Here is a 26,938-nt window from a genome sequence, read left to right as displayed (position 1 = left end):
TGCACGATCGAGACGACCCGCGCCTCCTGCGGTCGATAGCGTCGAACCATGGGGATGATGACGGGTCGGGTCGGGGCGGCGTTGGCGGGGGCACTCGCGACGACGGTGCTGCTGGTGGCGTGCACGAGCGGCGGTGGGTCGCCGGACGACGACGCGGTGCCGACGGCGGGGTCGACGACGCCGGCGACCTCGGGGCCGGCGACGACGCCGCCACCCGCCGCCGACTCGCCGGTCACCGAGCTCGGGGTGGACTGCGCCGGGTTGCTGGCGGCCGGCACCGCCACGGCCTTCGACGCGTCGTGGGCCCCGCGTGACCACTACGACCGCGACACCGTCATGCCCTCGGACTACGCGATCGCCCAAGAGGGCGGCCTGTCGTGCACCTGGAACGACGGTGCCTCGTCGGACGGCAAGAACAACCCGACCGAGGGCAGCGGTTACAGCGGCCTGCTCGTGCAGGTGCTCCCGCACGCCGGTGACGTCTGGCCGCAGTTCGTCGAGATCTACGGTGACGACCCCGACGGCCGGTGCTTCGGCGACGACACCTTCCGCGGCTGCTCCTTCGACCAGCTGGTCGGCGACACCTGGGTGTCGATCCTCGCCTCGGGCTTCGACCCCTCTGCCGAGGCCACGCCCGAGCAACGCTTCGCGCCGGTCGTCGCCGAGGTGACCGAGGTCGTCTCGTCCGCCGACGTGTCCGACGACCCGTGGCCGCTCGGCGGCCCGGCCCGGCCCTGGTCGTGCGTGGCCGACGCCGCGGTCGAGCGCGAGGCCTTCGGCGCGGGCGACGACCTCTTCGTGCTCACCCCGGGCGGCGGCTGGTCGGTCTACGCCGCGGCCTGGAGCCGGGCGGTGGCCACGTCGTGCTCGATCCTCGCCGATACGACGCCCTACAGCGACGAGAGCGTCCTGACCGGCGGGGCCTGGGCCCTCGACCAGCGCATCGAGTTCGGGCTCGTCGACCCCGACACGGCCGTGAGCGTGCCCGGACTCGCCGACGGCGACCGGGCCTACCGGTCGTGCTCGGCCGACGCCTGCGTCACCGACCTCGTGCTCGGCGACGACTGGGTGCGGCTCACGGTCGACCCGGGGACGGTGCCCGACGCCGAGGCGGCGAGCGGTCGGCTCGCCGAGGGCTACGTCGCCCGCGCGGCGGCCACGGCCTGACCTCGATCCCCGAGGGGCCCGAGGAGGCGGGGGGGGGGGGGGCCCCGCCCCCCCCCCCCCCCGGGGGGCCCCCAATTATCCGTACCCCCCCGCCGCGGGGGGGGCGGGGGGGGGGGGGGGGCGGGGCCCCCCCCCCCCCCGCCTCCTGCGGTCTCCGCACTTTTCTCGTACCCCCCGTTCGCGTGATGGACAGGGGGGTCTTGTTTCGTCCGCGATGCGGGCGTAGCGTCCAGACGGGTGGCAACGACGCCACCGGAGACGAGAAGATCATGCACAGACGGATGAGGACAGTGATCGCGGCGGGGGTCGCGGCGAGCGTCGTGGGGGCGGTCCTGCCGGCCCTCGCGGCACAGGCGGCGGCCGGGGGCACGACCGCCGTGGCGACGAGCGACCGGCCGGACTTCGGCCCGAACGTGACCGTGTACGACCCGAGCGTGCCGGCCTCGACCATCCAGGCCGACATCGACGCGGCCTTCGACGCGCAGCTGCGCAACCCCACGGCGCAGTTCGGCGACCAGCGCCACGCCTTCTTGTTCGAGCCCGGCACCTACGGCCGGGTCTTCGCCAACCTCGGCTTCTACACGGCACTGCAGGGGCTCGGCAAGAACCCCGACGACGTCACCATCCAGGGTGCCGTCAACGTCGACTCGGGCTGGAATTACGGCGACGAGAAGAACGCGACCCAGAACTTCTGGCGCTCGGTCGAGAACCTGGCCGTCGAGCCCGAGTCGGGCGTCGACCGCTGGGCCGTGTCGCAGGCCGCGCCCATGCGCCGCGTGCACATCAGGGGCGACCTGACCATGGGCCCGTCGAACCAGGACGGCGGCCAGGGCTACTCATCCGGCGGCTACATCGCCGACAGCAAGGTCGACGGCACCGTCACCTCGGGCTCGCAGCAGCAGTGGTACACCCGGGACTCGACCCTCGGGTCGTGGCAGGGCGGCAACTGGAACATGACCTTCTCGGGCGTGCAGGGCGCCCCCGCGAACGACTTCGCGAAGAGCTACACGACCCTCGCCACGACCCCGGTCACGCGCGAGAAGCCGTACCTCTACGTCGACGACTCGGGCGACTACCACGTGTTCGTGCCGTCGCTGCAGCGGGACTCGTCCGGCGTCACCTGGCCCGACACGGCAGGCAGCGACCTGCCGATGCGCGACTTCTACGTCGCCCACCCCGGCGACTCGGCGGCGACCCTGAACGGCGCGCTGGCGCAGGGGCTGAACCTGTTCTTCACGCCGGGCACCTACTCGCTCGACCAGGCGATCGAGGTCACGCGGGCCGACACCGTCGTCACCGGCATCGGGTTCCCGACGCTCGTGCCGACCAGCGGCAACGCCGTGCTCACCACGGCGGACGTGGCCGGGGTGAACGTCTCGGGCCTCGTCGTCGACGCCGGCACGCGGAACAGCGACCAGCTGATGCGCCTCGGCACGACCGGCTCGCACGTCGACCACGCGGCGAACCCGCAGAGCGTGCAGGACGTGTACTTCCGCGTCGGCTCGAGCATCCAGGGCAACGCGACGACCACGCTGCAGGTGAACTCGGACGACACGATCGTCGACCACATCTGGGCCTGGCGTGCCGACCACGGCGGTGCCCCGACCGGGTGGACGGTCAACCGTGGGGCCACCGGCGTCGAGGTGAACGGTGACGACGTGCTCGCCACCGGCCTGTTCGTCGAGCACTACCAGCAGTACCAGGTGGTCTGGAACGGCGAACGCGGCCGCACGATCTTCTTCCAGAACGAGCTGCCCTACGACGTGCCGGACAACGCCTCGTGGCGGAGCCCGACCGGTGAGGGATGGGCCGCCTACAAGGTCGCCGACGGGGTGACGAGCCACGAGATCTGGGGTGGCGGCGTGTACTCGTTCTTCAACGTCAACCCGCAGGTGCGCCTGGCCCAGGCGTTCGAGGTGCCGCGCACCTCGGGCGTGAAGGCCCACGGCGTCTTCACGGTCTCGCTCGGCGACGTCGGCACGATCTCGAGCGTCATCAACGGCGTCGGCGACTCGGTGCCCACGCCCGCGGGCAACACCGTGCCGAGCCGGGTGGTGACGTACCCGTGACCGCACGCGAGGAGTCGACCGCACGCACCACCGCACGCACCGCCGCACGCACCACCGCACGCACCACCGCACGCACCACCGCACACACCACCGCACGCACCGAGAGAACGGAGAGACCCGTGAAGAGACGCATCCTGACCGGCGTCGGCCTGGCCGCCGCCGCAGCACTGGCCGCGACCACGGTCGCCGCCGCGCCCGCTCCGGCCGAGGCCGCGACCTCGGCCCAGCAGGCGATCGTCTGGTCGCAGGAGTTCGACGGAGGCGCGGGCAGCGCGCCCGACCCCTCGGTCTGGAACCTCGAGACCGGAGGGGGCGGCTGGGGCAACGGCGAGCTGCAGAACTACACGAACTCACGCTCGAACTCGGCGCTCGACGGGGCCGGCAACCTCGTCATCACCGCGAAGCGCGAGGGCGACGGGTCGTACACGTCGGCCCGCCTGACCACGCAGAACAAGTACACGGCGCAGTACGGCCGGGTCGAGGCGCGCATCCAGATCCCGCGGGGCCAGGGCATCTGGCCGGCGTTCTGGATGCTCGGGGCGGACCTGCCGAACGCCGGCTGGCCGAGCGCGGGCGAGATCGACGTCATGGAGAACGTCGGCTTCGAGCCGCACCGCGTGCACGGCACCGTCCACGGCCCGGGGTACTCGGGTGGCGAAGGGCTGACGAGCACGTACCAGCACCCCCAGGGCTGGTCGTTCGCCGACGACTTCCACACCTTCGCCGTCGACTGGGCACCCGGCTCGATCACCTGGTCGGTCGACGGCCAGGTCTACCACCGGGTCACCCCGGCCAGCACAGGCGGCGACCCGTGGGTGTTCGACAAGCCGTTCTTCCTCATCCTCAACGTCGCGGTCGGCGGCGCCTGGCCCGGCTACCCGGACGGCAGCACCCAGCTGCCGCAGCAGATGAAGGTCGACTACGTGCGCGTCTACCAGTAGGCCGACGACCCCGGGAGGCGCGGTGCGAGGACCTCTCGCACCGCGCCTCCTTCATGGGCGGCCCACAGGAGGCGCAGTGCCGGGTCATCGGGACGGCCGTCAGGCTGACGGCGACACCTCGGAGTGACCTGCTCCGAGGCGACCCGCCCGAGCCGAGAGCGAGACCATGGACGACCAGCGCCCCACCCGCATCCCCGAACCCGACCGGACGCCCGACGGGCCCGCCTACGAGGGCCGCCTGCTCGACCGCGTCGACGACGAGGTCGTCGACCAGGGCGTCGCCTTCGACCTGCGGACGCTCGTCTCGCGCCGCAGCGTCCTCGGCCTGATCGGACTCGGAGCGGGCAGCGTCGTCCTCGCCGCGTGCACGTCGGCGGGGGGCTCGAGCGGGGCAGGCGCCTCGTCGTCGGCGACCGCGACGCCGGGCGCGAGCGCCACCGGGGGTGCGGGCACGCTGCCCGCGGGCGAGATCCCCGACGAGACGGCCGGGCCCTACCCGGGTGACGGGTCGAACGGTGCCGACGTGCTCGAACGGTCGGGCATCGTGCGCAGCGACATCCGGTCGAGCCTCGACGGCGGCACGACCGCGGCGGGCGTGCCGATCACGCTGAGCATGACGGTGCTCGACATGGCGGCCGGCGACGTCCCCTTCGCCGACGTCGCCGTCTACGTCTGGCACTGCGACGCCGCCGGCGGGTACTCGATGTACTCGGACGGCATCACCGACGAGACCTACCTCCGCGGGGTCCAGGTCGCCGACCGGACCGGCACCGTGACGTTCTCGTCGGTGTTCCCCGCCTGCTACTCGGGCCGGTGGCCGCACGTCCACTTCGAGGTCTACCCCGACGTCGGGTCGATCACCGACTCGACGAAGGCGATCGCCACGTCGCAGCTCGCCCTGCCCGAGGACGTCTGCCGCACGGTCTACGCCCTCTCGAAGTACGACGGCTCGACGGCGAACCTCGACCGGGTCAGCCTCGCGAGCGACAACGTGTTCAGCGACGACAGCGGTGCGCTGCAGCTGCCGACGGTGACCGGCGACGCGACCTCGGGCTACGCGCTGGCCCTGACCGTCCGGATCGACACGGGCACCACGCCCACCGCGGGCTCGGCACCGGGTGGCGGCGCCGGCCCCGGCTCGCGCTGAACCGCCGAGACCCCGGCGACCCGCCGGGACGGGCGCGCGTCAGCCGGTGAGAGCTCGCAGCCGCGCCAACGTGTCGCGTGAGATCTCGGCGAAGGGGCGGTTCTCGCCGTCGGCGATCCAGGTGGCGAACGAGACCCCGAAGACCGTCAGGCACGACTGGGCGGCCAGGGTGGCGGCGGGCTCGTCGACCCCGTGGTCGCGCAGGGCGGCGGCCACCTCGACGGCGAGCCCCGAGAGCTTGAGCAGCTCACGCTCCTGCAGGGCGGGGTGGGCGTCGATGATCGCCTGCCGGCTGCGTGACCACGCACGACGCTCGTCGGGGAAGAACGCGGCGGCACCGTCGAGGGCCGAGGCGACGACGGCGAGCGGAGGGTCGTCGGGCCCGGCGGCTCGGACGCCGTCGACGAAGGCCCCCGAGAAGAACTGCTGCCCGTCGAAGAGCACCTCGCGTTTGTCGGCGAAGTGCCGGAAGAAGGTCCGTTCGGTGACGCCCGCGGCCTCGGCGATGTCGGCGGCGGTGGTCTCGTCGTAGCCGCGGTCGACGAACAGTCCGAGGGCCGCCGCCTGCAGGCGGGCTCGGGTGTCGGGTTGCCAGCGGACCATGCGCCCGAGTCTACGGGTTCCGGCACGTCTGTTGTCAGTCACTGACATCGGGTGTACCGTCGTTTTCGCGGCTGATGACAGTCGCTGACATCGTGACCGGGTGGTGCGTCGAGCACTCGGTGGTCACCGAAGGAAGGAGCACCCATGAACGTCTTCGTCACCGGAGCATCCGGCTGGATCGGGTCGGCCGTCGTCGACGAGTTGATCGCCGCAGGCCACCAGGTCACGGGTCTCGCGCGGTCCGACGCGTCCGCGGCGTCGCTCGCGGCGAAGGGCGTCGCGGTCCGCCGGGGCGACCTCGACGACCTCGACGCGATCCGGGCGGGCGCCGCCGAGGCCGAGGCCGTGCTGCACCTCGCCAACAAGCACGACTGGTCCGACCCGGCGGCGTCGAACCGCGCCGAGCGCGGGGCCGTGGAGGCGCTGGTCGCGGTGCTCGAGGGGACCGGCCGTCCGCTGCTGCTCGCCTCGGGCACCGCGGGCCTCGCGCAGGGGCGCCCGGCGACCGAGGCCGACCGCTCGCCGTTCCAGGGGCCGGAAGCGCCTCGGGGCGGCAGCGAGAACCTCGCGCTCGACGCCGTCGCCCGGGGCGTCCAGGCGGTGAGCCTCCGCTTCGCGCCCACCGTGCACGGGAGGGGTGACCACGGGTTCGTCGCGTCGATCGTCGCGGTCGCCCGCGAGAAGGGGGTGTCGGCCTTTCCGGGCGACGGGTCGAACCGATGGCCGGCCGTGCACCGTTCGGACGCCGCCCGCGCCGTGGTGCTCGGGCTCGCCGAGGCGTCCGCCGGTGACGTGCTGCACGTCGTGGCCGAGCAGGGCGTGCCGACGCGCGAGGTCGCCGAGGCGATCGGGCGCGCGTACGGCCTCCCGGTCGAGTCGGTGCCGGCCGAGCGGGTGGCCGAGCACTTCGGCTGGATCGGCGGATTCTTCGGCCTCGACATGGCCGCGTCGTCCGAGGCCACGCGTCGACTGCTCGACTGGACCCCGACGGGCCCGACCCTGATCGAGGACATCGACGCGGGGGCCTACGGCTCGACGCGCTGACTTCCCGCCGGGCGCCCTGGGCCCAGGGCCGTACGGGGCCCGGGGGATGGGTCGGGACGAGAGAGGGGCACGGCCGCGGAAGAGTCCGCAGCCGTGCCCCAGATGCCGATGTTGTCGCATGAGCTTCACGGGCAGGGATGCGAGGCAACACCGGCCAATGAAGACGCAAGAAACGCCTTCGACCCGTCGGACGCTACGCGCCCGCCGCCGAGGGTGTTCTCAGGTTCGCCGCGCGCGCCGTGACGAGCGTCGCGTGGTCGCGGGTGCGGCCCCGCGGCAGCGGGAGCGGACACCTGGCGATTCGGGGACCAGGTGTCCGCCGATGCGCAGCCCCGTCGGGTGGGGCTGCTTGCGCCCACGAGATCAACGGGTGGGACCTCGTGGGCGCAAGTCGTGCGGCCTGATCAGCGAGGTCCGGGCTGACGGGTGGTTCGTGGCGCGGTCGGCGGCTCGAGAGCCCGGCGGACCGGTCGGTGAACGATACGACGGTGGCACCGACGTTGTCGAGCACGTCGTCGCACCCCTTGACGGACCCTCGCCAGAGGCGTACAAGGAGGCGCGGGTCAGGCTGCGTTCCTCCCGACGACCACGAGCAGGGTGGCGACGACGACCGCGTCCCCGACGGTCACGGCGTCGGCACGCCCGACGAGACGACGACGATGGTGGCGACGATCGACCCGAGGACGGTCAGCCCGAGGTAGAGCCAGAGCGGAGCGGCACTGCCGCCGACCCGGCGGCGCACGACGACGCTGCGTCCGATCAGGTAGACCAGGGGGCCCAGCAGGGCCCAGCCCCACGCGAACGGTCGCTCGAGACCCCGAGCGCGCAGCGTGCGGTGATCGAGCCAGGCGAGCGCGACGATGCCGAGCCAGAGCACCAGGGCGACGACCTGGACGAGGGCCAGGTCGCCGGCGTCGACACCCGTCCGGCCCGGCACGGCCTGTTCGAGCGCACCTCGCATGACGACGACGGTCAGCGCCATCGCGACGATCGGCGAGAGGGCGATGATCGTCACGAACGGGGTGGCGGTCAGCGCGCCGCGCGCTTCGACGGCCCTGGTCGTGGTGTCGGCCCTGGTCGTGGTGTCAGCCCGTCCCGGTCGTCGGCCGTCGGTCATGATGTCCCCCTCGTCACCGGTGGGGAGCACCCGCCGGTCGTCCGCCCGGACGTCGGTGTGCCGGGACCTGCGGTCCAGATTAGGGGCTGGGTGTCGACCCGCGCCTCCTACGCGACCGTGACCGGGCCGGCGGGCGCCTCGAAGCGCACGGCGAGCACGGTGACGTCGTCGTCCGCGTGGGCGTCCCGGCCCCGCCGCCCGACCTCGGCGACGAGGTCGTCGGGGTCGGGGTGGGCCCGGACGCACGCCGCCAGCGCGTCGAGGTCGTCGCCGAAGAGGTCGAGCACCCCGTCGCTGACGGTGACGAGGACGTCACCCGGGTGGAGCGAGGTCTCGTGCGTCGTCCAGGTCGTGCCCACGCCGATGGGCAGGTCGTCGCCGCGCAGCCAGTCGAGGCCGCCGTCGTGGCGGACGACCATGGCGAGACCGTGGCCGGCGTCGACCCAGTGCACGCGGCCGTCGGTGTCGACGTGCGCGTGGAAGCACGTGGTGAACTGCTCGGGTGACGAGCCGTCGCCCGCCGTGTCGACGCCGATCGCCGCCCGGCCGACGGCCTCGGAGGGCGAGCCGGCGCGCGTCGTCGCCCGCAGCACCGAGCGGACGCCGGCGGCGATCATGCCCGCCCCGACCCCCTTGCCCATGACGTCGCCGAGCGTGAAGGCGGCGCCGGTCGTCGTCGGGAACCAGTCGTAGAAGTCGCCACCGACCGACCGGGTCGGCAGGCAGACCCCGCGGACGGTGAACTGCGGCGGGATGCCGGCGGTCGAGGTGGGCAGCAGCGAGCGCTGCACCACGGCGGCCTGCCCGATCTCGTCCTCGGCCACCCGACGCCTCTCCTGAACGTGCTGCAGGCGGTTCGCCGCCTGGCGGGCGAGTTCGTTGGTGACCCACGCGACCGCCGTGAAGACCAGCAGCACGAAGCCGAGGCGGACCGTCTCGGAGGCGCCCGGGTCGGCGTCGGTCAGGACCATGGGGACGAGGAAGGTGCCTGCCGTGCCGATCAGCGGGTAGACGATGTTCTTCCGTCCCGGCCGGGCCGCGATCCAGATGACGGGGAGCAGCACCGCGGCGAGGAACGGCGACCTGGCGTCGCCCGTGCCGAAGCGCAAGAGGCCGATCGCCACGAAGTCGAGGGCCGGGACCAGCAGTTCGTACCGGGCCAGACCCGGCCGCAGCGACAGGAGCGCCGTGAAGGCCAGGCCCAGGAAGGCGAGGGCGACGCCCGTCCACATGCTGACGGCGTCCGTGATGGTCACCCCGGGCAGGACGAGGCTGCACAGGGCCGCCACCCCGGCCACGGCGGCGACGACCGCCTGGTTCGTCAGGGGGGCCGCGCGCGTCCCGGAACGGACGAGCGTCGGACGGACGAAGTCGGCCGTGGCGCTGTCGGCAGGGGCGGTCGGCGTCGGTGCCGACCGGTGCAGGACGGAGGTCATGAGCCGGACGATACCGACGGGTCGCCTCGGCGGACAGCGCCCGTTCGCGGGTCACGGGCGCCGACGGCGGGGGATAACCCCCGCCGGAGTCCGTGGGCGGGCGTCATGTCCCGGCACCGGGGCTCGCGGCGACGATGGACGACATGAACGACACGACCTCCGCGACCGGCGCGACCCGCGCCTCCTCGTCCGACCCGACCACCCGGCTCGCCGACCCGACCCCAGGAGGCGCGGCGCCCGTCGCCCGCGTCCGTGACGTCACGAAGTCCTTCGGTGAGGGCGAGGGCCGCGTGGACGCCCTGCGCGGCGTCTCGCTCGACCTGCCCGCCGGTCGGTTCACGGCCGTCATGGGCCCGAGCGGTTCGGGCAAGTCGACGCTGATGCACATCACGGCCGGTCTCGACTCGGCCACCTCGGGGCGCGTGCTGCTCGGCGACACCGACATCACCGGTCTCGACGACACCCAGCTCACGCTGCTGCGGCGACGCCGCATCGGCTTCGTCTTCCAGGCCTTCAACCTCGTGCCGACCCTCGACGTGTCGGCGAACATCGAGTTGCCGTTCCGTCTCGACGGTCGTCGCGCCACCGCCGACGAGCGCGCCTGGATCGACCGGCTCGTCGGCACCCTCGGCCTCGGTGCCCGGCTCACCCACCGCCCCCACCAGCTCTCGGGCGGGCAGCAGCAGCGCGTCGCCATCGCCCGCGCCCTGGCCACCCGGCCCGACCTGGTCTTCGCCGACGAGCCCACGGGCGCCCTCGATTCGAAGGCCGGACGCGACGTGCTCGAGGTGCTGCGCACCGCCACGACCGACCACGGCCAGAGCATCGCGATGGTGACGCACGACCCGGTCGCGGCGAGCTACGCCGACCGCGTGGTGTTCCTCGCCGACGGCCGCATCGTGCACGAGATCGACCGGAGCAGCGCGGCCGAGATCTCGGGCGTCATGCTCGACCTGGAGCGTGTCGCGTGAGCGCCCGCGACCAGCTGCTCGAGCACCGCCCGAGCATCGTCGTCGCCGGGCTCGGCACGACCTTCGGCGTCGGGCTGCTCGGCGTCACGCACGTTCTCGAGCAGGTCGTCGCCGACTCGGCCGTCGCCTCGAGCGGCACCGTCTCGACGCTCCTCGGCGCCGTCGCGTCGGTCTTCGTCGGCCTCGCCCTCTACGTCGGCGCGATCGTCACCGCCAACACCTTCGCCACGGTCGTCGCCGGTCGCACGCCGACCATCGCGCTGATGCGGCTGCTCGGCTCGTCGGCGCGCGACCAGCGTCGGGCCGTCGCCCGCGAGGGGCTCCTGGTCGGCCTCGCCGGGGCCGTCATCGGCGTCGTGGTCGGCGTCGCGCTCGTCGTCGTCGCCGTCCGGGTGCTCGTCGCGCAGGGTCACCTGCCCGACCTCGCCTACTCGTACGTCTCGGTCGGCGGGCTCGTCCCGGCCGTCGCGGTCGTGCTGACCACGGTCGCCGCGGCCTGGGTCGGTTCGCGCCGCGTGCTGCTGGTGACGCCGTTGCAGGCCACCGACGCCGCGCAGGACGTTCCGCTGTCCGGCCGCAACCGCCGCGTCGTGCGGACGGTGTTCGCCGCCCTGCTGGTCGTCGGCGGGGGCCTGTCGCTCGTCGCCGGCGTCGTCGTCGGCCTGGCCGACGTGACGGGCGTGCTGGTCGCGTTCGCCGGCGGGGTGCTGTCGTTCACCGGGGTCGTCGTCGGATCGCACGCGCTCATGCCCGCCGTGCTGCACGCCGTCGGCCGGGCCTTCGGCCCGAGCCAGGTGGCCCGCCTCGCCGCCGAGAACGCGGTGCGCCAGCCCGAGCGCAGCACCCGCGCCACGATCGGCGTCGTGATCGGCGTGACCCTCGTCACCACCCTGTCGGTCGCGCTCGAGACGTTGCGGACGTTCATCCACACCCTAGAGCAGGACCCGACGTACGCCGCCGAGCTCGACCGGTTCTTCAGCACGACGCTGCTGGTCGTCGCGGGCCTGGTCGGCTTCTCCGCCGTCATCGCGGCCGTGGGCATGGTCAACGACATGTCGCTGAGCGTCCTGCAACGGAGGCGCGAACTGGGTCTGCTGCGCGCGGTCGGCTCGACCGCGGGTCAGGTGCGTCGCATGATCCTGCTCGAGGCGACGCAGATGGCGTCGACGGCGATCGTCGTCGGTGTCGTGCTCGGCGTCGTCTACGGCTGGGCCGGAGCCCAGGCGCTGCTCGGCTCGGCGAACGACGGGGCGTTGATCGCCCCGACGCTGCCCGTGCCGTTGCTCGTCGGCCTCGCCCTGACCGCCGCCGTGCTCGCCGGGGTCGCCGCGCTCGTCCCGGCCCGGCGTGCCACGTCGGTCACCCCGGTCGAGGCGCTCGCCGCCCGCTGACCGCCGGCCGTCCGCACGGCCGGCGCCGCGCCTCCTTCGTCCTCGCGGTCACTCGGCAGGGCGGCGTCGTCGCCACAGCAGGAGCCCTCCGGCGAGCACGAGGCCGAGGGCGACCAGGCCGAGGGGGACGACGTCGGCGCCGGTGAAGGCCAGGGGGCCGCCGGACGAGGGGTCGGTCGGCCGGTCGGCCGCCGGGGTGGTCCCGTCGCCGCCGCCGGTGCCGCCGTCACCCGCCCCCGGCACCGTGGCGGTCGGGGGAGCGGACGGAGTCGCGCCGTCGCCCGGCGTCGGTGCCGGTGTCGGGTCGACGGCCGCGACGGAGGAGAACTCGACGGTGGTGCCCGCCGAGACCGCCCGGGTCGTCGTGGGCACCGAGACCGTGCGGGTCGCGGCGTCGTACGTCCAGTCCGTCGCGGCGAGGGGTGCGCCGTCGACGAGGACGCTCGCCGGCTCGTCCGCGTCCGTGAAGGTCGCCGTCCACGTTCGGTCGGTGACCTGGCCGTCGAAGCTGCCGTCGGCCGGCGCGATCTCGAGCAGGCCCCCGGTGGGTCGCTGCGTGTACGTGACGGCCGTGCTCGCCGAGGCGGTCGCCGAGGTGCCGGCGTCCTCGTACAGCGAGAAGGCGCCGTCGGCCCCGGTGGCCACGGTCAGGGTCACGGCGTCGAGCGGCGCCGAGCCGTCGTTCGCGACGTGCTCGGAGCGGGTCGGCACGATGCCGCCGCCCCGGACGAAGACCGGCATCGCCGTCAGGTCGGTCGTCACGTCGGCCGTGGTGCCGCCGGCGTAGGTCGTGCCGGTGAACCAGTCGGTCCACGAGCTGCCGGCGGGGAACCAGACCGACGTCGTCGCGGTGCCCGCGTCGCCGTTCGGGGTCGTCACCGGTGCCACCAGCACGTCCGGTCCGTAGAGGTACTCCGATCCCGCGGCGGAGTATGCCTCCTGCTGGTCGGCGTACTGCAGGTACAGCGGCTGGACGATGGGCGTGCCCGTCGCGGTCGCCTCGGCGGCGAGCGTGTAGGTGAGGGGCAGCAGGTCCTCGCGCAGGTTCAAGAACTGCGTCGCGGACTCGTCCGCCGCGGCCGGGTACTGCCAGGGCAGCCGGTCGCTGTGGTTGCTGTGCAGGCGGTCGACGGGCTGGAAGGCGCCCAGCTGCACCCACCGCGCGTAGAGGTCCTCGGGCAGTTGCGTCGTGCCGGGCTCGGCACCCGTGATGCCGTACTGGGCGCCGTTGTGGCCACCGATGTCGTGGCTGATCGACGCGAGTCCGGTCGCCGCCGACTCGCCCGGCGTGTAGCCGACCTGGGTCTTCAGCATCTCCCACGACGACGTCGTGTCACCCGTGAAGTGCAGCGTGGTCCGCTTGTCGGCCCACGGCCCGGTCGAGACGGGCTGGGGGTTGCCGTAGCCGCCGGCGGTCAGCGAGCCGTAAGCCCGCGAGAACGCGAACCCCCGGCCGTCGTTCGCCGCGTCGGTCTGGGCGGCGTACTGCTGGTTGATGAACGCGTCGGGGGTGACGCCGTTGGCCGAGTAGCGCGAGTTCTCGCTGCAGCACCAGTCGAGCCACCAGTTGTCGACGCCCTGGGCCTGCGTGTCGTCGTGCAGGTCGAAGTAGGCGCGCAGCTGGTCGGGATCCGACCAGTCGAAGAGCCAGCGGTCGCCGTCACCCTTGGTGAGTTTGCCGCCGGCGGTGGCCTGCGCCTGGGCGAACTTCGGGTCGCTGCCCGAGATGGAGGGGTGGATGTTGAGGGTGTTGTGGATGCCCTCGTCGTGCCACTCGGCGAGCAGGGCCCGCATGTCGGGGATGCGGGCCGGGTCGACGCTCCATCCGTCCCACTTGCTGTCGTCGACGTTCGTCGTGCTGCCGATCTTGTAGTCGGTGTCGATCGCCATGACGTCGACCGGCACGCCCCTCGTGCGGAACTCCTGGGCGATGGCCTCGTAGTCCGCCTGCGACCGGTCGTAGTACTCGCTGTACCAGACCCCGTACGCCCAGCGCGGCAGCAGCTTCGTCGGCCCGGTCAGGGTCGAGAGGTCGGCCAGTCCCGTCCGGTAGTCGGAGCCGTAGCCGAAGACGTAGCCGTCCTGCATCGCCGTCCCCGCGCGGTCGGGGCGGGGGGTGACCACGTCGGCCGCCTGGTCGTACAGAGCCGAGTCGGTGTCGTCGAGCAGCGACCAGCCGTCCTGGTAGAGCAGGCCGGGGTTGGTCGCGACGTCGCCGTTCGCGGTGTCGAGGTCGCGTCGGTAGCCGCCGAGCGCGGCGTGCGGCGCCAGGGTGGGGCTGTCGGCGGTGACGGCCGCGACGGTGTCGACGTTGACGTTGCAGTTGCCCGCGGTCGTCGGGCAGTCGAGCCGGACGTCGGTCGCCCCGGCGCCCAGGTGGACGGGCAGGCTGACGGTGTCCCAGTGGTCCCATCCGCTCGTCGGCGGCAGCGCCGCCGTGTCGGTGCCGGCGTCGGTCGACAGGGTCGGCGTGCCGGTGCCGCCGTTGGCGTAGCGGACCTGGAGGCGGTAGTCGCCTTCCGCGGGCACGTCGACCAGGTGGGTGGTCAGGGCTGCGCCGTCGCTCCACAGGCCTGCGGCGAAGGCGTCGCCGGAGGCGCCGTTGTGGTCCGTCGCCCGGGTGGCGGTGCCGGTCTTGCCGGCGTCCTCCGCCTCGCAGATCTCGCCGAAGGGGCAGTCCGCGCCCGCGGTCGTCGCGGCGGGTGCCGGGTAGGCGGCTCCCGGCGCGGTGAGGGCGAAGCTGTCGACGTTCACCTGGCCGGAGTCGTCGGCGCCCCGCTCGATCCGGATGCTGTGGGGCCCGGCGGAGAGGTCGAGACCCGCCGTCGTGGTGCGCCAGTCGTCCCAGCCGGTGCCGGGGGCGAAGCTCAGGGGCACGGCTGGTCCGTCGTCGACCACGACGCTCAGCGAGCGGGTCGTGACCTGGCCGTCGCCGCCCTGCGAGTTCGCGTAGCGGAGGGTCAGGTCGAGTGGCCCCGCGGTCGAGACCGTGGTGTCGAACTGCAGGGCGGCGCCCACGGCCTCGTAGCCGCCGACGAAGGCCGTCCCGGTGAAGCCGGTGTGGTTCGTCGCGGGGGCGATGCCCTCGAGCCCGGCGTCCTCGGCCTCGCACAGCACGCCGACCGCGCACGAGGGCACCTCGGCGGACGTCCACGGCGAACCGGTGACGTCCTGGCCCGTGTCGGTCGTCAGGGCGACGGACAGGTTCTCGCTCGTGAAGGCACCGGTGCCCTCGCGGTAGCGGACGACCATCTTGCCGGTGTCGATCGTCAGCCAGCCGTCGGCTCGGGTCTGGCTGAACAGGGTGGGGCCGAAGTCGTCGCGGCCGACGACGGTGAAAGTGCCGCGGTCGGTGAAGCGACCGTCACCGGCGTACTCCGTGCGGATCAGCGTGGGCGAGAGCACCTCGAAGCGAGCCTCACCCGACACCACCGCCCGCCCGGCCGCGTCGTCGGCCTGGGCCGGCACCGCCGCGAACCCGATCGCCCCCACCGCGGTGAGGGCGGCCAGTGCGGTCGCGAGGAGTCGCGACCTCCGGGTCCGGTTCGCAGCGGTCGGGCGCATGTGTTCTCCTCAGGGACGTCATCGTCTGGCGAGTTGCTTCGTGCAGCCTATGCAATTTCCGTGAGCACCGACAGGCGGGCGATCGCGGCTGGGTGTGTCGACGCCACCCGCGCGGCACGTCTCAGGCGGGGCGATCACCGCTCAGCACATCGCGCACCGACCGGGGTTCGCGACCCAGCAATTCGCCGAGCAGCGGATCGGTGCCGGCGAAGAAGCCGCCGGCCGCCGCCTGGTACATGCCGAGCACGAACCGGGCCGTCGTCTCGGGGCGACCCGCGGCGACCTCCCGCGCGACCCACTCGTCCTCGCCGACGACCTCGGTCGCGACCGGTCGGCCTGCCACCTCGGCCGCGATCGAGGCGATCTCGGTGAAGGTGGGTGCGTCGGCTGCGGTGAGGGGCCAAGGCGTCGGTCGTCGAGGCCGCCACCGAGGCGGACGTCGACCCGGTCGACGACCTCCGCGACGGATGGCGCAGCCAGGTCGCGTTCGGCCTCGACAACCCGGCCCTCTTCACGTTGCTCAGCGACCCCGGCCGCGTCGCGGACTCATCCGCCGCACGCCGAGGCAGGGCGGTGCTCGAGGCTCGCGTCCACCGGGTGGCGGCGGCCGGCCGTCTGAGGGTCTCCGAGCAGCGTGCCGTCGGGCTCGTCCAGACCTCGGGGGTGGGGGTGATCACGACGCTGCTCGGGACGCTGGTCGACGACCGCGACCCGGGGCTCGCCGAGGCGGCCCTCGAGGGGCTCCTCGCGCAGATCCTCACCGACGCGCCCGTCGCCGACCGGACGGGGCACCTGGCGACGGTCGTCGCGTTCCGAGCCGTCGCCCCCGAACTCGACCAGCTGACCGGTCCGGAGCGCCGACTGCTCGGCGAGTGGCTCGACCGGGTCGTCGACGACCGGCGCTGACGCCCGGCGGCCGGCACGGGTGCCGCATCTGGCGGAAAGCGGTTGTGCTGAAGGGCTGATGAAGTCGTGGCCGATTGACGGTCGTTCATCGGGACACCTTCACGAGCTGGTCTCGGCCGACTGAGGCCAAGGGGCGTCTGGCCCGCGGATTCGCGTATGCCTGTCCCGTAAAAATGCCCGGTGACGGGGGTTTAAACGCTACATTCAACGGATGCTCATCGGATACGCCCGCGTCTCGACCTCTGGGCAGGATCTTGCAGCACAGCGTGACGGTCTTGCAGCACTCGGTGTTGACGATGATCACGTGCATGTTGACCACGGCCTATCGGGGACGACTCGAGCGCGGCCGGGCCTCCGTGAGGCGCTGGCGGCGTGCCGTGCCGGCGATGTCCTCGTGGTCACGAAGCTCGACCGCCTCGCCCGTTCGCTGCGCGACGCGACCGACATCGCCGACGAGCTCACAAAGAAGGGCGTCGCACTCAACCTCGGGGGAGCGGTCTATGACCCCACCGACCCTGTCGGCCGGCTCCTGTTCAACGTCCTTGGCATGGTGGCCGAGTTCGAGGCTGACTTGATCCGAGCCCGCACCCGCGAGGGCATGGCGATCGCCGAGGCCGCCAGCAAGCTGCGCGGCCGAAAGCCCAAGCTCACCGCCTCCCAGGAGAAGCACCTCGTACAGCTGCACCGCACCGGCGCCCACACGACGAGCGAGATCGCCGAGCTGTTCGGAGTTGCCCGCTCGACGGTTTACCGGGCAGTTCATAGATCGGAGTAGCCCGATTCTGTTCAGTAGGCCGAGAGCATTCGGCTGGTTGTTGGTAAGTCGATGCCGTCGGTGTCGGTGGTAGTCGATACAATCTCATAGAATCGAGTCCCACTGCCGGGGCCGAGGGGAAAAACGTGCCAACTGTCGAACCGTTGACGCTTCATCAAACAATGCTCCACGAGATCCCACGGGGACGATGGCAGGAAAAAGGTGGCTCTGAGCCGCTATTTTCTGCGGCGCCCACACCGCTAAACCTGGCCACAGATCGCTTCATCCGCGAGGAAATGCTTCAGCCAGCGTTTGCCTTTGCTCGCGAAATTGTGGCCACGGATGAGTACGGCAGCCCTGTCCCCGAACTCGTTCGGGCGGCTCTGGCCGATCCGACGCTCCTGGCAACAAACTCGAAGGAGATCGCTGAGTGGATGCATCGGAAGCAGACCAACGGAAGCTCGGCGGGAGTCTTTATGGCCTCTTTGGCTAGCAGCTCGAAGGGTAACCGTTTCGTCATTCTCAAGGCCGAGCACCAAGAGGGTGTTCGCCTGAACCACGAAGGTGAGGGCGACGATGTCGTGTTCCAGGTCGAACACCTCACAGAGCTGATCATGGGCCAGAACTCGAGGGTCTACAAGATCGGACTCTTCTGGATCGATGATGCTGATCAACTGGTTGGGCTGATGGTCGACAAGCAGAACGGCGTCTCTTTCGCGGACTATTTCCTTCAGCAATTTCTCGGGTGTGACCTCAAGCACCGGGCAGAAGTGCAGACCGAAGACTTCGTAAAAGCACTGACGAAGTTCATCAACTCTCCTTTGATTTCGGAGGAGAAGCGCGGTAGATATGCCACAGCTGCTGTCGCTGTCCTCGAGAGCCCCGCTCCACAGCTCAATCCGACTTCCTTCATCTCTGAATTCTTGGACGCCGAGGACCGGGATGTGTTCTCGGAGTCCCTACCTAGTCAAATTAGGTCGTCGACTTTTGCCAAGGACACCAGGTTAGTTAGTAGCCAAATCGGTGGGTTGAAGCTGAAGACCTCGTCTGGCGTTACGATCACCGCGTCCAGCGAGGCTATGCAGAATGGAACCGTGACAGTGGACTCAGACTCGCCTGAGGGCCCTCGAATCATCGTCAGAGGGTCGACTGATTCCTATCGGCTGTCACGCCCGCCGGCATGAGCTCGGAGTCTTTCGATCTCGGCGAGAGGTATCGGCTGGCCCACCCGTCGCTGCTTGTTGCGCTCGACACGTATCACCGGACGCTTGAGGGTCTCACTGGTGGGAACATCGGCGATCACGTCCTTAGCGGCAGAGTCAAGACGGCTCGAAGTCTGATTCGGAAGGCACGTGCAGACCCAACCTCACCTCGCACATGGACTTCGATTCAGGACAAGGTCGGACTTCGCTTAATCTGCTCCACGAAGGAGGACGTCCGGGAGGCAGACCGCCTTATCCAAGGTGGCTCATGGGCCATTGTTGAGAGAAGCGTAAAGAAGGGTAAGCAGAATCAACTCTTCTACCCAGGCATCCACTTCATCCTCTCCGACGCATCTGTCCAGGACGATCAGGGCGAGGAGATATTCGTAGAAGTCCAGCTGCGGACGCGCGCACAAGATGCGTGGTCGGTCGTCTCCCACAAGCTGCTCTACAAGGGCTTGGTGCAGCCGCCGAAGAAGATGCAGCGCGTGATCAACCGGCTCACTGTGCTTGTGGAGCTTTTCGATGACGAGGTTCAGCGCGTGGTTCGGAAGAGGAGGAATTTGCCCATGTATAGGCCTGCGCTGGCTCTTGAGGCGCTGGAGCACGAATACGAAGAGCTCACCGGCGAGGTCACCCCGGAAGCTTCCGATGTTGTGCTGGTGAACTTGCTCCTCAGCGCCTATGGGACAGACGAGACCCATTTTGAGGCTCTTGTGCGCGACTTTTGTCAAACCAATGAGGAGAAGCTTCAGCTCTTATTGCAGGAGCATGCGCCCGATTCGACGAGCTACGTCGACTCTCGAGATTGGCTCTATTCCCAGCCTGAGATCCTCGCCGTTCTCGAACGAGCGTGCGCAAGGCCCTACCTCCTTGCGAATGCCATCAGCAATACAGACTTCGAGGATGTCATTCGTAAGTCGTGCCTCAGCGCGGGCACTGTGCTGCCGCAGAACGCCTAGGACAGGTTCAGCTTTGCCTATCGCGGCATGCGATCCGTGGCTGTCCCGATAGGGGATCCCTCAGCGGAGCCCATGGTCAGGGTCTGCAGTCAAACGAGAAGAGCGGACGCGATTGTCGCTATGACTGCGAGAGCGAGTGCTACTGAGAAGACTCGAATTTGCAGACGAGATTCTCGAGCCGCGGCGGGGTCTAGGTCGCCTTGATCGATGAGCTGGCGAGTGTGTCGGTTTCGTCGTACTGCCATGACGAGGAACACGATGATGGTCGCTGTGGCAGCACCAAGTCCAGCAGTCATGACACGAGCATCCCACGGTGCCAAGGGGTACTGACCGTGCCCAGTAGACGATCGCTCAGCGGGCGACAGTTCGAATCAGTCACGGACGAGGATGAGCAGAGCGCCACAACCGAAGGCCATGACGCTTACAATCAGGCCGGCTGTCGCCGGATAGTCGTAGTGGTGAATAGTCTGCGCAGCCACGTTGTCGCCGTCTACGTCATAACTGCAGTCGACGCCCAGTGGCAGGAGCGAAATTTCCCCTACGACGCGAGTCGCCTCGTAAAAGGGGCCTCCCTCGTCGGGGTAAGGCCCACGCAAACATTGGATGGTGAGTGGGTCCCGTCCATCAAAGGTCAACCCGAGCGCGATGGAGACGAATCCAAGCGGTAGCGAGACGAGTAAGAGCACCCCGCCGAACAGTCGTCTCGCCCGTGGCCGCATCTGCACAGAATACGGGTCACCATTTGGCATAGCCGTTGAGCGCGAGGCCCGATAGCCGATTGGCTAACGAGACAGCCCAGACCTGGCAGCTGCCCTCTGCATTTCATAACGGACGGTTGTGTCGCGAGCCGACCTCCTCCTAGTAGCAGGGGCCGTAGATACGTCAGTGCAGCAGAGCACCCGTCGAAGGAGGGGTGTGAGAACTTGATAGGTGGGTCACTTGGGAAGGGACAACGACACGACCGTCAGGCCTTCGGCAGGAACATCGCAGTCTTCCAAGCCGTCATAGGGCATTTTTTTACCCTCGAACTCGGCTCGAATAGTGGTGACGCCGGCGGTCATTCCGTCTGGTCCGTCGAATCGGATAACTTCGCCAAATTGACCCTGGTTTTGGTTGGCGACCGTGAACCCCTGCTCTTCTAGGACTGATGTCGCTCCAGAAATGAGGTTCTCGTCCGTCAGGGCGATATGTCTACTGAACTCGTTACCCGTTTGGTCAAGGGGTCCTGGCTGGAACCGATAATCGCAACTGGCCTCGCCAAGACTGCTGAGGTCGAGCTGGTCGAAGCGGCTGTCGATGGCCGTCACCTGGCGAGCCTCGCTCGAAGCGCATCCGGTCTGAATCAGCGCCAGGCCTGCGATGACGACCGTGACGAAGCTCTTTGCTTTCACTTTGGCTCCTTGTCAGTCGTATTGTGAGTGGCTTCGCTGTGCGCGCACACTTTCGTCGGTTCAGTGGCCGGGACGGTATGACCCGCCGTCTGCGGCGTTCCGCTGGACGATATTGCATCGTTTTCGTCGGTGTGTGGCGGAAACGGGTCTCTTGTGCCCGATAGACGATCGGCTGCCGGCCAGTGGTGACGTGTCCTGTTGGGCTCCGCCAGAATCACCAGACGTCGTGATACGAGAGCTGCGTGTGCTTAGTTGATCTGGGTGTCAGTTCGAGATCAAGCCCAGCGGCTGCCACTTGCTGCAAGACCTGCGCGGGCACTGTGAAGGTGGTTTCTTCGTGGTCGGTGATGAGGGACACGGCCAGTGTGATGAGGTAGCCCTCGAGGCGCAGCTTGGTGAAAAGTGTCGCCGAGTTCTGCGGCAGCAGTAGCAGTATCCACTGCACACGCCCCCAAGGGTCTTGCCCGTGCTCTGCGCGGATAGCGTCGACGTGACGGTTGCTGAATAGGTTCCATATCGACACGTCGAAGACGCGGGGGCCGTCACCCCTGAGATCGCCGATCTCGTACTGCTCGTCCGGTGTGACGCCCAAGAGCTGTGTCACGTGCACCGAAGAGCCCTGCTGGCCATAGATGTTTAACTCCACCTGGATGTTCTTAATCACTGCGGCAGTGTCCCACTCACGCTTCGCCGAGATCGGAAATTTTGACCCGATCGTGCCCGCTTACCGATGGTCGTTCGGGCTCCCGCGGCGGTGCTAGGTCAGATGAACACGGACGCAGTGCCGACCAGGGCGACCACGACGGATCCGCCCAGCGTGATGTACGCCCGTCGAGACAATGCTCGTCCGGCACGCCGGTCGGCAAAGGCGAACGCGACTGCGATCAACGCAAGAAGGATGGCGACTGCCCAACAGACGAGAATCACGGCTCGACCGTAATGCACGGTTCGCGATCGCACGTCCCGATAGCCGATCCCTCATCGAGATCGGCACCGAACTGGTCTATCGAGACGCTCCAGGCCCAGTAGCTGCAGGAGACTGGCTGACCCGCCGGGTCGTCCGGTTGACGATCGGGAGACGTCGTCTCAAGGTGTCTGTGCGGTCGCCTCAGCTGCTGCGAGCTTGGCTTCTTGATCCTCGGACAGGGCCCAGCTAGCGAGCAAGGCGAGGCGCTCGGCTGAAACGGAGCTGGGCTCGGCGCTGTAGATAAAGAGGGTGAGGCCGACGTCGGCGGTGAGCTCCATTCCTTCGTAGTTCAGCTCGAGTGCACCGACGACGGGGTGATGCAGTCGCTTGAAGCCAGTGCGGTGGAAGGCGACCTCGTGGGCTGCCCAGCGGACACGGAATTCCTCGCTGCGGGTCGCGAGCTCGCCGACAAGGTCGGAGAGGGCCTTGTTGTGTGGGTCGCGGCCAGCTGCTGCGCGGAGGATCGCAACGCTCGAGTCGGCGGTGCCCTCCCAATCGTCGAAGAAGTCACGGGCGCGTGGGCTGAGGAAAGTGAATCGGATGGTGTTGGCCGGCCTGACGGGGTCGCGGAAGATCTCCGAGTACAGGGCGTGTCCTTGGACGTTGGCGGCCAGGAAGTCGCCTCGGTCGTTCCGGACCCAGGCCGGAGAACCCAGAGCGTCGAGCATCTGCTGCACCTGTGGGCGGACGCGCCGCGTCGTCACCCGCCGGCGGGCGGTCGGGGAGGCATTGGCCGTCCGGGCGAGGTCGAACAGATGAGCTCGTTCGGCCTCGTCGAGCTGCAGGGCCCGGGCGAGCGCCTCGAGCACGCTCTCCGAGACACCGGACAGGTTGCCCCGTTCGAGGCGAACGTAGTAGTCGACACTGACGCCAGCGAGCATGGCGACCTCCTCTCGGCGGAGGCCGGAGACGCGGCGGGTGGCGCCGTAGGCCGGAAGCCCCGCCTGCTCCGGGGTGAGCCGGCCGCGCCGACTGACGAGGAAATCGCGCACCTGGGTCTTGTCGTCCATGACGTCGAGCGTAGATCTCAGAACGACGGTGAGGGAGGTTCCCCTGGTACCCCCGGGCAGACAAGCAACACCAGCACCTGGCAGACAACGTGCAGAACGAGTTGTGTCGTCGTCACGGGCCGATCGGGCCTGTTCAGTCGTGAGGATCAACCGTGTTCGGTCTTGAGATCGTCGTCGTGCTCGGCGCCGCCGTGCTCATCTGTAGCGGCCTCGCCGCCCGCCTCCACATCGCCCCGCCGATCCTGCTGCTCGCCAGCGGCATCCTGCTCGGGTTCGTGCCTGCCCTTCGCGAGGTGCAGCTGCCACCGGAAGTCGTCCTGTTCCTGTTCTTGCCCGCCCTGCTGTTCTGGGAGAGCCTCACGACTTCGCTCCGAGAAATCAAGGCGAACCTTCGCGGCATCGTGTTGACCAGCACCGTGCTCGTCGTCGCGACCGCAGCGGCGGTCGCCACCGTCGCGCACCTGCTCGGCATGCCCTGGGGCCCGGCCTGGGTACTCGGCGCCGCGGTCGCGCCCACCGACGCGACCGCCGTCGGCGCCTTCACGAAGTCCCTGCCGCGGCGCACCGTCACGACCCTGCGTGCAGAGAGCCTCGTCAACGACGGCACGGCCCTCGTCATCTACGGGCTCGCGGTGGCCGTCGTCATCGGCGAGGACGAGGCGACGCCGCTTCGCATCTCGTGGCTCGTCGTCCTCGCCTACGGCGGAGGGGCCCTCATCGGCCTCGCCCTGGCCTGGGCGGTGAAGAAAATACGGAACCGCCTCGACGATCCCCTCCAGGAGACCGTCATCACGATCCTCACGCCCTTCGTCGCCTACCTCGTGGCCGAGTCCGTCGAGTCGTCGGGTGTCCTCGCCGTGGTCATCGCCGGCCTCACGCTCAGCCAGGTCGCACCTCGTCGTGGAAGAGCCGCGACACGGCGCGAGTCGGACGCTTTCTGGCGCCTGTCGACGTTCCTGCTGAACGCCTCCTTGTTCGTCCTCGTCGGCCTCGAGCTGCAGACCGCCGTCCGCGCCCTCGACACCGGGCTCATCATCAGCGGCCTCGTCTCCGTCCTGGTCATCAGCGTCACCCTCATCGCCGTCCGCATCGCGTTCCTGTTCGCTGCGGCGTACGCGATCAGGGCGCTCGACCGCCGGCCTGAGCAGCGGCTTCGCCGCGTCAGCCACCGCGCGCGCATCCTCAGCGGCTTGTCCGGGTTCCGTGGTGCTGTGTCGCTCGCCGCCGCGCTCGGCGTCCCGCTCGTGCTCTCGACCGGCACAGATTTCCCCGACCGCGACATGATCGTCTTCGTCACTTCCGGTGTCATCGTCCTCACCCTCGTTGTCCAGGGGCTGCTCCTCCCTGCCGTCGTTCGCTGGGCCTCTCTCCCCGAAGACACCGGAGTGATCGAGGAGCGACGGCTGGCGGAGACGACGGCCACCGAGGAGGCGCTGGGGTCCCTGGCCGACGTGGCGCACGACCTCGGGGTGGACCAGGAAGTCGAGGACCGCGCCCGGGAGGAGTACGAGGCCCACCTCCGAGTCATCGAGGCCGGCGACGTCACCGCCGAGGACGACGAGGACGTCCGCCGCGACGAGCAGTACCGTGCTCTGCGCCTAGAGATCCTGCACCGTAAGCGCGAAACCGTGGTGCGGCTCCGCAACGAGGGGCACATCGACGACACCGTCCTCCGCCAGGTCCAGGCGAACTTCGACGCCGAAGAAGTACGCCTGGCCCCCGAGGAGATCGCGGAGTAGAGCACGACCGCCACCCGGCAGCAGGGTCCTGACAGTACCGGGCACAACAGGCCCTGTCGTCGCCGACGTGACCGCTGTTGCATGGACATGCAGCAACGACACCGCTGCCCCTGACTCACGGCCGGCGATCTGCCCGGCCACCAGCATCTGTCGAGAGGCCCCACAATGCGAGCAACACTGATGTACAGCGCCGGCGACGTCCGCGTCGAAACGGTCACCGACCCCACCCTCCAGCAGCCCACCGACGCGATCGTGAAGATCGTCGCCGGCTGCATCTGCGGCAGCGACCTCTGGCCCTACGCCTCCAAGGACGCCGACAGCGAGCCCGCCCGCATGGGCCACGAGTTCGTCGGCATCGTCGAGGAGATCGGTACCGACGTCACCGGTGTCGCCGTCGGTGACTTCGTCATCGCGCCCTTCGTAGCCTCCGACGGCACCTGTGACTTCTGCCAGGAGGGCCTCCAGACCTCCTGCCGCCACGGCGCCCACTGGGGCTCCGACGGCGTCGACGGCGGCCAGGGCGAGAAGGTCCGCGTTCCGCAGGCCTCCGGCACCCTCGTCACCGTGCCCGCAGGCTTCGACGACTCGCTGATCCCGTCGCTGCTGAGCCTGTCCGACGTCATGTCGACCGGGTACCACGCGGCGAAGAAGGGCGGCGTCAGCGCCGGGAAGACCGTCGCCGTCATCGGCGATGGAGCCGTCGGCCTCTCCGCCGTCCTGTCGGCCAAGCTCCTCGGCGCCGAGCGCATCATCCTCCTCGGCCGTCACGAGTCCCGCACCGACCTCGGCCGTGAGTTCGGCGCCACAGACGTCGTCGCCGAGCGTGGCGACGAGGCGATCGCGAAGGTCAAGGAGCTCACCGACGGCGACGGCGTCCACGTCGTGCTCGAAGCTGTCGGCCTCAAGCCCGCTCTCGAGACGGCATTCGAGATCGTCCGCGACGGTGGCGTCATCAGCCGTGTCGGTGCCCCGCAGTTCACCGACGTGCCCTTTGGCTTCGGACCCTTCATGCGAAACGTCACCCTCACCGGCGGCGTCGCGCCCGCCCGGGCCTACATCGACGAGCTGCTGCCCCTCGTGCTCGACGGCACCATCGAGCCTGGCAAGGTGTTCGACCACACCGTCGACCTCGACGGTGTGCCCGCTGGCTACCAGGCCATGGCGGACCGGGAAGCGCTGAAGGTGCTCGTCCGCCCGTAGTAACGACATGAAGGAGGCGCGGTGTCGGTAAGACCGACACCGCGCCTCCTTCGCCGCTCCGGGTCACTCGGGCGGGGAGACCTCGTTCACGGCCGTGAGACCGTTGAGTGTCCTCGGGTACCCGACGAACGGCAGCAGCACGGTGAGGACATCAAGCAGCTGCGCCCGGGTGTTGCCGACGTTCACGTTCGCCTTCACGTGCCCCTTCACCTGTCCGTCGGCGCCACCCAGGGCGACCAGGACGGAGAACGTCAGCAGTTCGCGCTGACGCACGTCGAGACCACCACGTGTGTAGTAGTCACCGAAGCAGTTTCCCGACAGGAACCCCTGGAACCGTCGGGCGTCTGCGGGAGCGTTGGCGTACATCCCGTCGACGGTGTCGTCCCCGACGATCTCCTTCTGTTTCGCCAGGCCGTCGGTGTTGCGCGTCTCGGGCGTGGTCGACGACTGGCCTTCAAGCGGCAGGGCGACGCCCCGCTCGGTGAGCAGCTCGTTGGTGGCGTGGAGGAAGTCGATGACCCTGGCGATGCCGACGTAGGCGGTCGCCTGGTAGACGATCTCCTTCACCTGGATGGGCGTCACACCGTTGTCGAGAGCAGCTCCGAGTATCACCCGGTACTCAGTCACGGCGCCCACTGCGATGACAGCACCGAGCTGGTACATCAGCCGTTCGGGCCGGGGGAGGTCGCCCGTGACGGCCCGTAGGGTCTCGTCGAAGGCGAAGTCGTCGAAGAACGCCACGAACTCCGGGTCCGTGCGGGCGAGATCCGACGTGCGACTAGGGAAGAGCACATCGTGCTCGGCTCTCGCGTCAGCACCAGGTGTCCGGCTCATGCCCGGCCCTCGAGGTCAGCGTCGGAGACGTGCTCGAGCCACGTGGTCGTGCTGGCGGGGTCGTCGCCGGCTTCGATCATGGCGATGTGCTCCATGAACCCGTCACCACCGGCGGCGTGGAAGTGCTCCTCGCCGGGGGGTGTGTAGATGGTCTGCCCGGGGTGGACTTCGTGGATGTTCCCGGCCCGGTCGCCGAACCGGGCGATGCCGGATGTGACCCGGAGGTACTGGCCGCGGGCGTGGGAGTGCCAGGCGGTGCGCGCTCCGGGTGCGAAGCGGACCAGGGCGACGGTCATCCGCTGGTCGTCGGTGTGCGGGGCGGCGATGGCGTCCAGCCACACGTCTCCGGCGAACTGCTCCGGGGGATTCTTCACCGTCGGCTTGTTGGGTTCGATCTGCATGTCGTCCTCCTCGTCTCGGCGGCTGTCACGAGGCGCGGTGGGTCGCAGCGTCGTGAGCCGCACTCTCGACGCTACGACGCAGATACCGGCCCTGAGAGGGTCCACCAGTACCCGTGAGTGCC

At 69.7% G+C, this 26,938-nt stretch carries 23 protein-coding genes; 13 read left to right on the top strand and 10 right to left on the bottom strand.

From position 1 onward, the window contains the following. Window positions 1-48: 48 nt before the first annotated feature. The 4 genes from ABID81_RS09365 to ABID81_RS09350 all read left to right on the top strand — a co-directional run bounded on the left by ABID81_RS09365 (window position 49) and on the right by ABID81_RS09350 (window position 5,324). Window positions 49-1,167: a hypothetical protein gene (locus ABID81_RS09365; protein WP_354594532.1), complete on the top strand. Its 1,119-nt coding sequence runs from the start codon at window positions 49-51 to the stop codon at window positions 1,165-1,167. Window positions 1,168-1,448: 281 nt separating this feature from the next. Then, a complete protein-coding gene (locus tag ABID81_RS09360; protein WP_354594531.1) occupies window positions 1,449-3,236 on the top strand; it encodes a pectate lyase-like domain-containing protein in 1,788 nt (595 codons plus the stop codon). 119 nt (window positions 3,237-3,355) lie between these two features. Continuing rightward, a complete protein-coding gene (locus ABID81_RS09355; protein ID WP_354594530.1) occupies window positions 3,356-4,177 on the top strand; it encodes a glycoside hydrolase family 16 protein in 822 nt (273 codons plus the stop codon). Between the two features lie 166 nt (window positions 4,178-4,343). Next, window positions 4,344-5,324, top strand: coding sequence for an intradiol ring-cleavage dioxygenase (locus ABID81_RS09350; protein ID WP_354594529.1), 981 nt, complete (start codon window positions 4,344-4,346; stop codon window positions 5,322-5,324). A gap of 39 nt (window positions 5,325-5,363) precedes the next feature. On the opposite strand, the gene ABID81_RS09345 is transcribed toward ABID81_RS09350, so the two are convergent. After that, complete coding sequence (locus ABID81_RS09345; RefSeq protein ID WP_354594528.1) at window positions 5,364-5,927, bottom strand: TetR/AcrR family transcriptional regulator; 564 nt, start codon at window positions 5,925-5,927, stop codon at window positions 5,364-5,366. Window positions 5,928-6,071: 144 nt separating this feature from the next. Between ABID81_RS09345 and ABID81_RS09340 the strand changes: the two genes are divergently transcribed. Then, on the top strand, window positions 6,072-6,971 hold the full coding sequence (locus ABID81_RS09340) for an SDR family oxidoreductase (protein WP_354594527.1): 900 nt from the start codon (window positions 6,072-6,074) through the stop codon (window positions 6,969-6,971). A 625-nt stretch (window positions 6,972-7,596) separates the two neighbouring features. Here the strand turns inward: ABID81_RS09340 and ABID81_RS09335 are convergent. Both ABID81_RS09335 and ABID81_RS09330 read right to left on the bottom strand, forming a co-directional pair. After that, window positions 7,597-8,088 carry a hypothetical protein gene (locus ABID81_RS09335; protein ID WP_354594526.1) on the bottom strand — a complete coding sequence of 164 codons (492 nt, stop codon included), beginning with the start codon at window positions 8,086-8,088 and terminating at the stop codon, window positions 7,597-7,599. Between the two features lie 107 nt (window positions 8,089-8,195). Continuing rightward, a complete protein-coding gene (locus tag ABID81_RS09330; RefSeq protein WP_354594525.1) occupies window positions 8,196-9,524 on the bottom strand; it encodes a PP2C family protein-serine/threonine phosphatase in 1,329 nt (442 codons plus the stop codon). Between the two features lie 143 nt (window positions 9,525-9,667). Between ABID81_RS09330 and ABID81_RS09325 the strand changes: the two genes are divergently transcribed. Then, a complete protein-coding gene (locus ABID81_RS09325; RefSeq protein ID WP_354594524.1) occupies window positions 9,668-10,495 on the top strand; it encodes an ABC transporter ATP-binding protein in 828 nt (275 codons plus the stop codon). Next, window positions 10,492-11,886 (top strand): ABC transporter permease, encoded by a 1,395-nt coding sequence (locus ABID81_RS09320; RefSeq protein ID WP_354594523.1) that lies wholly within the window; start codon window positions 10,492-10,494, stop codon window positions 11,884-11,886. The genes ABID81_RS09325 and ABID81_RS09320 overlap by 4 nt, the downstream gene beginning before the upstream one ends. 48 nt (window positions 11,887-11,934) lie before the next feature. Here the strand turns inward: ABID81_RS09320 and ABID81_RS09315 are convergent, their stop codons facing one another. Both ABID81_RS09315 and ABID81_RS09310 read right to left on the bottom strand, forming a co-directional pair. Further along, a complete protein-coding gene (locus ABID81_RS09315) occupies window positions 11,935-15,450 on the bottom strand; it encodes a TIM-barrel domain-containing protein (RefSeq protein ID WP_354594522.1) in 3,516 nt (1,171 codons plus the stop codon). 121 nt (window positions 15,451-15,571) lie between these two features. After that, a complete protein-coding gene (locus tag ABID81_RS09310) occupies window positions 15,572-15,793 on the bottom strand; it encodes a Rossmann-fold NAD(P)-binding domain-containing protein (protein ID WP_354594521.1) in 222 nt (73 codons plus the stop codon). 230 nt (window positions 15,794-16,023) lie between these two features. On the opposite strand from ABID81_RS09310, the gene ABID81_RS09305 reads away from it, so the two are divergent. The 4 genes from ABID81_RS09305 (at window position 16,024) to ABID81_RS09290 (ending at window position 19,274) form a co-directional block, all read left to right on the top strand. Then, window positions 16,024-16,356, top strand: coding sequence for a hypothetical protein (locus tag ABID81_RS09305; protein ID WP_354594520.1), 333 nt, complete (start codon window positions 16,024-16,026; stop codon window positions 16,354-16,356). Window positions 16,357-16,567: 211 nt separating this feature from the next. Then, window positions 16,568-17,131, top strand: coding sequence for a recombinase family protein (locus tag ABID81_RS09300; RefSeq protein ID WP_354594519.1), 564 nt, complete (start codon window positions 16,568-16,570; stop codon window positions 17,129-17,131). A 125-nt stretch (window positions 17,132-17,256) separates the two neighbouring features. Beyond that, window positions 17,257-18,294: a nucleoid-associated protein gene (locus ABID81_RS09295; protein WP_354594518.1), complete on the top strand. Its 1,038-nt coding sequence runs from the start codon at window positions 17,257-17,259 to the stop codon at window positions 18,292-18,294. Then, window positions 18,291-19,274 carry a RelA/SpoT-related domain-containing protein gene (locus ABID81_RS09290; protein WP_354594517.1) on the top strand — a complete coding sequence of 328 codons (984 nt, stop codon included), beginning with the start codon at window positions 18,291-18,293 and terminating at the stop codon, window positions 19,272-19,274. The genes ABID81_RS09295 and ABID81_RS09290 overlap by 4 nt, the downstream gene beginning before the upstream one ends. Window positions 19,275-20,209: 935 nt before the next feature. On the opposite strand, the gene ABID81_RS09285 is transcribed toward ABID81_RS09290, so the two are convergent. The 3 genes from ABID81_RS09285 to ABID81_RS09275 form a co-directional block, all read right to left on the bottom strand. After that, the gene (locus ABID81_RS09285) at window positions 20,210-20,665 is read right to left on the bottom strand and encodes a hypothetical protein (protein ID WP_354594516.1); all 456 of its coding nucleotides are present in this window, start codon (window positions 20,663-20,665) and stop codon (window positions 20,210-20,212) included. Between the two features lie 214 nt (window positions 20,666-20,879). After that, on the bottom strand, window positions 20,880-21,329 hold the full coding sequence (locus tag ABID81_RS09280; protein ID WP_354594515.1) for a DUF4279 domain-containing protein: 450 nt from the start codon (window positions 21,327-21,329) through the stop codon (window positions 20,880-20,882). 422 nt (window positions 21,330-21,751) lie between these two features. Further along, on the bottom strand, window positions 21,752-22,642 hold the full coding sequence (locus ABID81_RS09275; protein WP_354594514.1) for a helix-turn-helix transcriptional regulator: 891 nt from the start codon (window positions 22,640-22,642) through the stop codon (window positions 21,752-21,754). 152 nt (window positions 22,643-22,794) lie between these two features. On the opposite strand from ABID81_RS09275, the gene ABID81_RS09270 reads away from it, so the two are divergent. Both ABID81_RS09270 and ABID81_RS09265 read left to right on the top strand, forming a co-directional pair. Then, window positions 22,795-24,381: a Na+/H+ antiporter gene (locus ABID81_RS09270; protein ID WP_354594513.1), complete on the top strand. Its 1,587-nt coding sequence runs from the start codon at window positions 22,795-22,797 to the stop codon at window positions 24,379-24,381. 165 nt (window positions 24,382-24,546) lie between these two features. Continuing rightward, window positions 24,547-25,581: a zinc-binding dehydrogenase gene (locus tag ABID81_RS09265; protein WP_354594512.1), complete on the top strand. Its 1,035-nt coding sequence runs from the start codon at window positions 24,547-24,549 to the stop codon at window positions 25,579-25,581. A gap of 63 nt (window positions 25,582-25,644) precedes the next feature. Here the strand turns inward: ABID81_RS09265 and ABID81_RS09260 are convergent, their stop codons facing one another. Together ABID81_RS09260 and ABID81_RS09255 are read right to left on the bottom strand one after the other, a co-directional pair. After that, window positions 25,645-26,415, bottom strand: a complete 771-nt coding sequence (locus ABID81_RS09260) for a carboxymuconolactone decarboxylase family protein (protein WP_354594511.1) — start codon at window positions 26,413-26,415, stop codon at window positions 25,645-25,647. Next, window positions 26,412-26,816: a cupin domain-containing protein gene (locus ABID81_RS09255; RefSeq protein WP_354594510.1), complete on the bottom strand. Its 405-nt coding sequence runs from the start codon at window positions 26,814-26,816 to the stop codon at window positions 26,412-26,414. Before ABID81_RS09255 ends, ABID81_RS09260 begins: the two co-directional genes overlap by 4 nt. Window positions 26,817-26,938: the final 122 nt, after the last annotated feature.

Origin of the sequence: Frigoribacterium sp. PvP054, assembly GCF_040547465.1 — a bacterium.
Taxonomy (GTDB): Bacteria; Actinomycetota; Actinomycetes; order Actinomycetales; family Microbacteriaceae; genus Frigoribacterium.
Note: the sequence above shows the minus strand (reverse complement) of the source record. Positions and strands in the feature narration are given on the sequence as shown.